Source organism: Wolbachia endosymbiont of Protocalliphora sialia, assembly GCF_053891855.1.
On sequence record NZ_JAIUJX010000003.1, the window covers coordinates 26,926 to 34,995 of the forward strand.

Below are 8,070 nucleotides of genomic sequence, written 5' to 3' on the forward strand. Positions count from 1 at the left end.
TATATGTCTTATAACATTGCTAACGAAGTTGAAACGTTAAGCAAGAAATCTAATAATAATGAAGGAGTGAAATTACTGCACAATCCAGCTTATCGCGAGAAGTACAAAGAACGCTTTAACGAAGCTCAGAAAAAAGTTATGGATATGGTCCAATTTTATGATGGAACGATAGTATTAATAGAGAATAAAATTGCTATGTATTATTATGCTTGGCACAGTAAAAAAAGAGAGTTTGAGCGTAAAAAGCAACAAACAGTATCAAAAAATAATGATTCAGCATAGGGTTTTTATATGGTAAGCTACAGTGTTATTACTTCACTATAGCTTTTCCATATAACTCATCTATTACATTAGTGAAGTATTCCAGCTCTCTATACCCTTCATGTTTGATTTTACCATTCTCTACATATGATTTGTCATCGTTAAGCTTGATGATGAATACAGGAGTAGCTGTGATATCAAGTTTATTAATTGCAAGTGATTTATCATTTATAATTTTGTCCATCATCTTTTTATCATTAATGCATTGGTTAAATACATCTTGCTTCAAATTGCTTAGTGCAGCAATTTTTTGTAGTATAGTTAAATCACTAAAATTAGAGTAGTTCCACGAGTCTATTGCATTAAACACAGCTTTGTTAAAATTAAAATAGTCTTCTTCTTTTTCATAGCAATAACTTAGCATTGCAGCTTTTAATCCTCTGTAATCTAGAGGAAAATGACGGAATATGTATAACATCTTACCTGTATCTATGTACTTTTCTTTGATTTTAGGAAAAACTTTCTTATGAAAAAGAGAACAGTGATAACAAGTGAGCGAAGCATATTCTATCATTAAAATTGGTGCTTTTGGATCACCTAATAATTTATCATCAGGCAGTAGTGACAGTAGTTCTTTTGATGTTATTTCATCAGTTTTTTGAGTGTTGGGTAAGTTTTGTTCAATAGCTGCATAAGAACTAACACTTATAAAAATAAGTAAGAACAATAATCTAAAAATCATTACAATGGAAACACTTAACTTATTAAAGAATTTATGCATTTATATAAATAATGTCAAGATAACTTTTTCTCGGCAACACTTTCTACTCTGTCTTTAAATGCAGCAATTATTTTACTTTGTGTGTATTTATAAACTGAGTTTAATAAGGCGGAAAACAAATTGGATTTAAATTCAAACTTTATATAGAACTCTACCATAGTTTTACTTTCATCTATAGGAGTGAATTTCCATTCGTTGTATAAATGTTTAAATATTCCATTTGACGACACAGCTTTTATCCAACTTTTATTTGCTCCATTTGGAGAAAGAAAGGTCACTTCTGATGTGTAACTTCCTTTAATGCCATGAAAAGCTGCAAGGAGGTCCACAATCATTTGGCTATCAGTTTTTTCTTTTATATAAACAGCTTTGCACCAAGGAACAAAATCAGGATACTTCTCAACGTCAATTACAACTTGAAATATCTCATGAGATGAACAGAAAAAAACACCTTGTTCTTTATATTGGTGTAACATAAACCTAAATAATGGAAAAGGGATCCATATCTACCGTCAGTCTTAGTAGATTCCTGAGACCTAAAGTTAAGGTGGGCATCACGTACTAATTTCAATGAAATTAACAGAGGCAATTCCCTTGATCAGAAATTATCGCTCGGGAAATTTAACTTAACTCATAACGCATAGCACAGACCCCTAAATTAATTATAGATTATTTATATAGAGTATGTCTATAGATATATTAAAACTAGCGATCATTATTTTGCCTTTGTTAAATTTTGCATTTTAAGTATCATAGCTAATAAATATATCTTATGAATCTTATTAAGTTCTTAACCATTTTTATTGTAATCTCCTCAAGTGCTTACGCGAATTGTATAGGGCACAAAACTTTTGTGCTTGCCATGAAGCAGCAAGTAGACAACACGTCTATGAAAGGGAATAGAAAAAATCTAGAACATGTACAAGAAGAACTTCTGAAAATTATTCAGAATAATGTTGACCTCAAAGGAATATCTCGATTTGTCATAGGGAAATATTGGAATTTATCTACTCAGAAAGAAAAAGAAGAGTTTCTAAAAGAATATGAAGTATATCTCGCGCGCTTGTGCGCTAAAATTTTGTATAAATACATAAATAATAGTGAAATGATCATAATGAGTACAAAAGCAGTTGACGATGAAACTTGTCTGATAGGAACAAGATTTTCTTATGGTGATGAGGAATTTACAAATATTGACTTTAAAGTTACTAAAAGTGACAGTTCTTTCTTAATAAACGATGTTGTAATGAGTGGAATAAGTATTGCTATTAATCAACGTTCTCAATTTAGTGAAAAGATCGACACGAATGGCATGGCAAGTGTAATAGATGAATTAAAACGTAACAATAATTTATGATATACATGCCTCATTGGCCTAAGCCGATTGGCAGTAGGCCAAAGGATTTTTCTCTTGATCGCATAAAAAGTTTTCTAAATAAACTGGGTAATCCCGAGAAAAAAATACCGCCAATAATTCACATAGCTGGCACTAATGGCAAAGGATCAACACTATCCTTTATAAGATATATAATGCAAGCAGCAGGGTATAAAGTTCATACGTACACTTCTCCACATTTAGTGAATTTTAATGAGAGAATAGTTGTTGCAGGCAATGATATCGATGATAGTGAATTACATAACTCACTGGAAGAATGCCGTATAGCAGTCGCAGAACAACCCATCACTCTATTTGAAGCCGCAACGACTGCAGCCTTCTTAGCTTTTTCTCGTCATAAAGCTGATATTACTTTAGTTGAAGTGGGTCTGGGTGGAAGGCTTGATGCAACAAATGTTATAGATAATCCGATTCTAACGATCATCACTTCCATTGCACTTGACCATACAGAATATCTTGGTCCTACCGTAGAAACCATAGCAGGTGAAAAGGCTGGAATAATGAAACCTAATGTTCCTTGCGTAATAGCACCACAAGAAAAATCTATAATGAACACGCTAGAACAACACGCAATAAACAAAAAATCTCCCTTATATAGAGGAGGATTTGAGTGGAATTGCGAAAAACAGAATAACAGGATGGTCTTTCAATCGACTATTCAATCAATAGAATTTTCTTTGCCATCTTTAAAAGGAGATCATCAAATAATCAATGCAGGAAACGCAATTGCAGCATGTAGCATTTTAAGTGGAAAATATGGCTTTGATATTGGAGAAGAGGACATTGCTTCAGGTTTACAGGGCACTTATTGGCCTGCGCGGCTAGAGTCTATAAAAAAAGGTAATTTAATTTCTTTATTACCAAAAGATTGGCAATTATTTCTAGATGGCGCACACAACAATGATGGTGCCAGAGTGTTAGCTAAGTGGATAAAAGACAATTTTGCTGAAGGTATCTATATGATCTTTGGTGTTACTCGTAACAGAAACGTCGCAGAGTTCTTAGAGCACTTAAAGCCATATATCAAACTACTATGCGCGATTTGTGTTAAATCTGAACCTAAAGCAACAAGTACAGATTTAATTAGAGAAGGAGCTCATAATATAGGAATCAATGCTATCGAATGTGAATCAATCAGAGATGCTATATCAAATCACATACTAAAAGCTTCTATACAAAACGTCAAAACCATACTAATTTGTGGCTCGTTATTTTTAGCCAGAGATTTGAGTATGGAGAATAATCAACCTACTTGATGAGCCGAGACGTTAAAAGCACCATCAGGATTTACAATGCTGCTTGGCTTTTCGGTTGATGCTCCTATAGGTACATTTTGTTCATCACCTCTTCCTTCAGTTTTTACAAGATTTACAACTTTTCTCTCGTAGATCTCACTTGCTAAGTGTAGTAATAAACTACAACCTAGTAATGCAGCAAATCCGATGAGTATTTTACTGTTTAAGCAACTAGATTGGTACTGTAACACCAAACCTGCTACTAATAAAATAGGAGGAAGATAATTTGAAATTTGGGAAGTAAGAATTAGATATTTAAATGCTTTACTTTTGGATATTTCATCTTCTAGCTCTTCTTGATCTAAATTTTCACCTTGTTCCCGTTGAGGATTTTGCAAATCCATAGCTTTTTTAAATAAAGAAGACATCAAATAAACAGATAAGAAAAAAGTTGTAACAGATGTTATTAGAGTCGCACTAAACAAAATGCCAGGTGCATCAGTAAAATTAGCAGCCTTATATAGCTTAAACCCCAAGTAAATATACGACACTAATGACGAGATGAGCAGTAGGATATTTACCCGAGTAAAAACAGCATAATACTCTGCACGCTTATCATTCTGACCTTGCTGAATTGATTGTAAATACCTTTTCAATTCCTCAGGAATGATTAATCCCTGATTCTTTCCACTTAGTGGTTTAATATATTGCAAAAGTGCTGCTTTATTTCTGTTAAGGGCCTGTATTTTTTCATCGCTACCTCCTGGTTTATCTGGGTGACACTTTATTGATAACCTTCTATAATTTTTTGCTATTATATTAGATATTTCTAAGAAGTTACGACCTTCTACTTCTTGCACTTGAATGCCTATCTCTTTAAATAAACTTTCATTATAATCATATTCTCTTTTTCTTAGCTTATAGCCCATGTCTCCACCTCATAAATTAACTAACTATTAATACTTTATAATATATAAATTTCCAAATCATGTCAATTCTTTCATTCATGCTTATTGTATGAATTATTTCTTTCACGACTACCATGACAAGTGTATGAAAGTTATTATTTAGTGCATAATAGTGCTTCAATGTTTAGGGTTACAGTTTTCATTGGTCATTTGAGTAACTCAAATCCAATTCATGCCAGTTCTATCTATCTTGTCATTCAAGTAGCTTACACTGGCTTTCCGTAATTTCAAAACGTTGTGTTTTAGCATAATTTTGTGCTCAATATGCTTAATTTATAGTAAAGATTTCTGGATTTCAGCATCAAATGCTGGAATATGGGTATCATTCAAGCAGCCCTTTGTTGTCATCCCAGTGCTCCGACACTGGGATCCAGAAACCAGCGTCACGCGCTGGCTCTTTTAAATTACTTTAGCTACAAATATTAAGAAATTTACTAAATAAAAAAAAGACAAAAGAACCCCCGTATAGAGAGTTTTGACCCTATAATAATTTAAATTGGCGTTGTAATAATGTGCTAACGCTTATTTTAAGCGCGATTTGGCTGAATGTAGAAAAAATAAAAAAGACATGCAGCCGCTATAATTTTTATGTAATTTGCCAATAAATATTTGAGTTTTTTACTGAATTTTGTTATTAAATCCGCGGAGATTAAAAATAAGGATAAATACTCTTGCTATCATAGTAAGGGAGATGGCGTAATTTGTCAAGTTAAATAAGCTAAGTTATTAACATGTAATAATTAGGCAGCTATTGCAGATTGAATGTTCAAATGATCACTAACTTTGAGGTTTTGGTTTCATCTATTTGCGGCTGACTAATCATAGTTCGAATGAAATTGGTTGCCATAAAGGTACAACCTAGAATAAAAAAAGCAACGGAAATAAAGGGGATAATAGGAAATTCAAGAGGTAATATAGATGTAATTCCTCCTATTAAAAATGAAACGTTAGATGCAATGTCGAGGCAGATCTTCATTAATTTCTCTTGCCAAGAGGTATCGAGTTGCTTATTAAGGCCACACTGCCTAAAATGATCAGTTAATGACCATATATTTAAAGCAAGCGAAAGTGCACTTAGCATAGTGCTGACAATAGTAAAATACAAGCTTAAGGAAGAAATATTTAGGGCTAATGCTGCTATGTACCCACTCAAAGAAGCAATAGATAGTGCAGTAACTAAGCGTTTTGAATAAGTTCGTATTTTTTTTCTGTAAATAAGCCCCTCTTTCTCATAACCCATAAACTTAACAGTAAATACATATTATATCATAACATTAATTGACTTGAAAATCAATACAGAGTGCCCGGGAGAAGACTTGAACTTCCACAACTTGAAAAGTTACTAGCACCTGAAGCTAGCGCGTCTACCAATTCCGCCACCCGGGCTTTTTGTGATTTACTATGTTAAAATAAAATAATATACTCAAATAGTTTTTAAATTAAAGGTAATGCCAAATCTAGATCAAATATTTTTTGCTCAGAACAATGTTAATATTAATAATGTATATAAAATAGTCAACAACGCTTTGAGCAATAGTGATGGTGGTGAGCTATTTTTAGAGTTTTGCCAATCAGAATCCCTAGTTTTTGATGATAATATATTAAAACATATGGATTTAAATATCAGAAGAGGATTTGGTCTAAGGTCTTTTTGTGAAGATAGTACGTCTTTTGTTTGCTCTTCTGAGATTAGCGAAAAAGAAATTAGTAAAGCTGCTTCCATGGTAAAAAGTTCAGCATCTTTAAGCAAAACGAATTCAGTAAACTTAAATGAGGAAGCAAAAAGCCTGTATTCAACGATTAATCCCATAAATGAAATGGACCTGAGCTCAAAGATTAAACTACTTAATGAGGTTAATGAGTATGTAAGGTCGAAGAATAATTGCGTGAAGCAGGTAAAAATAACTCTAAATGGAGAATGGCAAGTTGTACAAATAATAAAAGATGATCACAGGTTAAGCGATATTAGGCCTTTGGTACGTTTTAATGTACTAGTCATCGTAGAGAAAAATGGCCGAGCTGAGAGAGGTTCTGCAGGGCATGGTGGAAGAGACTCTTATAGTAAATTTGTTTCTGAGAAGAAGTGGAAAGAAGTTGCAAACCAAGCGTTAGAGCAAGCGCTAGTAAATCTTGAGGCAATTCCAGCTCCGGCTGGAGAGATGACAGTTGTTTTAGGTTCAGGTTGGCCAGGGATATTATTGCATGAAGCTGTAGGTCATGGACTTGAGGGTGATTTTAACCGTAAAGGAATCTCGGCATTTTCAAATTCTATGGGTAAACAGGTGGCAGCCAGTAACATTACTGTAGTTGATAATGGAACTCTACCTAATTTGCGTGGTTCTATTAGCATAGACGATGAGGGTACTTTACCTGGCTATAATGTGCTTATAGAAGATGGAATTCTAAAAGGATATATGCAAGATCATATGAACGCTAAACTTATGGGTGTAAATCCAACTGGTAATGGTAGAAGAGAAAGTTACAAAGAAGTTACTATGCCACGCATGACAAACACCTATATGTTGGCAGGAAAATATGCACCAGAAGAAATAATATCCAGTGTAAAAAGAGGCCTATATGCAGTAAATTTTGGTGGTGGACAAGTTGATATAACATCAGGAAAATTTGTTTTCTCATCTTCAGAAGCTTACCTAATAGAAAATGGTAAAATTACACAGCCAGTAAAAGGAGCAACACTAATTGGTGATGGGCCAACAGTGCTAAAAAAAGTATCAATGATTGGTAATGATCTAAAGTTAGATCCTGGTGTTGGTACGTGCTCAAAAGACGGGCAAAATGTGCCTGTTGGAGTTGGTCAGCCAACACTTAAGGTCGATGCAATAACTGTTGGTGGAACTGAAATGTAGATAAGTGCTAAGCGAACTCAGCTCATGCTGTACAATTGTACAAACATTGTAACCATTATCCAAGTAGCCCATATAGATGCAAAAACTACTTAACAAATCTCTCTGCCTTTCTTGCCATAACGTGTATAACAATCTCACAAAAAATAATATCATAGAATTCAATAGGTGATCTTTATTGCTAAATACCATAAAACTCGAGGTTTTAGCGCAATAAATCTATCATAAGAAGGTAGTCTGGAAAAGTCTGACTTATGCAGCAACTGTAAGTAACGTATGTAAAATGATTTAAAGTTTAGATTGCTGATATAACAAAATTATTGTTATAATTTCGGAATGCGTTATTTCTGGCACTATTGTAGGTTTTTTACCATTGGATAATAATCTACCTGCAAAATTTTTGTCTATCATTTTACAATAATCATCTACAAAACAGAATAATTCTGTTACATTCTTATTCAATGGGTAACCTCCTATTATGTCTAAAATACTGGAGTTTACCCTCTTTTAGATAAATTAAAAATTGAACGTTTGGTAATGACGACATATGTGGAGAAGGATGGCA

General features: G+C 33.4%; 8 protein-coding genes, 1 tRNA gene, 1 other RNA gene and 1 pseudogene. 4 read left to right on the forward strand and 7 right to left on the reverse strand.

Annotation, left to right across the window (positions count from 1 at the left end):
* The first annotated feature begins 3 nt into the window (after positions 1-3).
* Positions 4-282, forward strand: coding sequence for a DUF2671 domain-containing protein (locus LB100_RS02225; protein WP_007302334.1), 279 nt, complete (start codon positions 4-6; stop codon positions 280-282).
* A 28-nt stretch (positions 283-310) separates the two neighbouring features.
* Here LB100_RS02225 and LB100_RS02230 read toward each other — a convergent pair whose 3' ends face one another.
* From LB100_RS02230 to ssrS, 3 genes are all read right to left on the reverse strand, one after another.
* Positions 311-1,003, reverse strand: coding sequence for a thioredoxin domain-containing protein (locus LB100_RS02230; protein ID WP_010403910.1), 693 nt, complete (start codon positions 1,001-1,003; stop codon positions 311-313).
* Between the two features lie 53 nt (positions 1,004-1,056).
* Positions 1,057-1,518, reverse strand: coding sequence for a type II toxin-antitoxin system RatA family toxin (locus LB100_RS02235; RefSeq protein ID WP_006013504.1), 462 nt, complete (start codon positions 1,516-1,518; stop codon positions 1,057-1,059).
* Between the two features lie 17 nt (positions 1,519-1,535).
* A non-coding RNA gene (gene ssrS, locus LB100_RS02240) (6S RNA) lies at positions 1,536-1,697 on the reverse strand.
* A gap of 117 nt (positions 1,698-1,814) precedes the next feature.
* On the opposite strand from ssrS, the gene LB100_RS02245 reads away from it, so the two are divergent.
* Positions 1,815-2,399: an MlaC/ttg2D family ABC transporter substrate-binding protein gene (locus LB100_RS02245; RefSeq protein ID WP_456201274.1), complete on the forward strand. Its 585-nt coding sequence runs from the start codon at positions 1,815-1,817 to the stop codon at positions 2,397-2,399.
* Positions 2,396-3,694 carry a bifunctional folylpolyglutamate synthase/dihydrofolate synthase gene (locus tag LB100_RS02250; RefSeq protein WP_456201275.1) on the forward strand — a complete coding sequence of 433 codons (1,299 nt, stop codon included), beginning with the start codon at positions 2,396-2,398 and terminating at the stop codon, positions 3,692-3,694. Before LB100_RS02245 ends, LB100_RS02250 begins: the two co-directional genes overlap by 4 nt.
* On the opposite strand, the gene LB100_RS02255 is transcribed toward LB100_RS02250, so the two are convergent.
* From LB100_RS02255 to LB100_RS02265, 3 genes are all read right to left on the reverse strand, one after another.
* Positions 3,682-4,602 carry a molecular chaperone DnaJ gene (locus tag LB100_RS02255; RefSeq protein WP_456201276.1) on the reverse strand — a complete coding sequence of 307 codons (921 nt, stop codon included), beginning with the start codon at positions 4,600-4,602 and terminating at the stop codon, positions 3,682-3,684. The genes LB100_RS02250 and LB100_RS02255 overlap by 13 nt on opposite strands.
* 805 nt (positions 4,603-5,407) lie before the next feature.
* Entirely contained in the window at positions 5,408-5,881 is a 474-nt protein-coding gene (locus LB100_RS02260; protein WP_456201277.1) for a hypothetical protein, read from the reverse strand.
* A gap of 61 nt (positions 5,882-5,942) precedes the next feature.
* Positions 5,943-6,027 (reverse strand) — tRNA-Leu (locus LB100_RS02265).
* Positions 6,028-6,089: 62 nt separating this feature from the next.
* On the opposite strand from LB100_RS02265, the gene tldD reads away from it, so the two are divergent.
* Positions 6,090-7,508 carry a metalloprotease TldD gene (tldD, locus tag LB100_RS02270; protein ID WP_264719833.1) on the forward strand — a complete coding sequence of 473 codons (1,419 nt, stop codon included), beginning with the start codon at positions 6,090-6,092 and terminating at the stop codon, positions 7,506-7,508.
* 161 nt (positions 7,509-7,669) lie between these two features.
* On the opposite strand, the pseudogene LB100_RS02275 reads toward tldD, so the two are convergent.
* Positions 7,670-7,967, reverse strand: a pseudogene (locus tag LB100_RS02275) (IS982 family transposase); the annotation flags it as partial.
* Positions 7,968-8,070 lie beyond the last annotated feature (103 nt).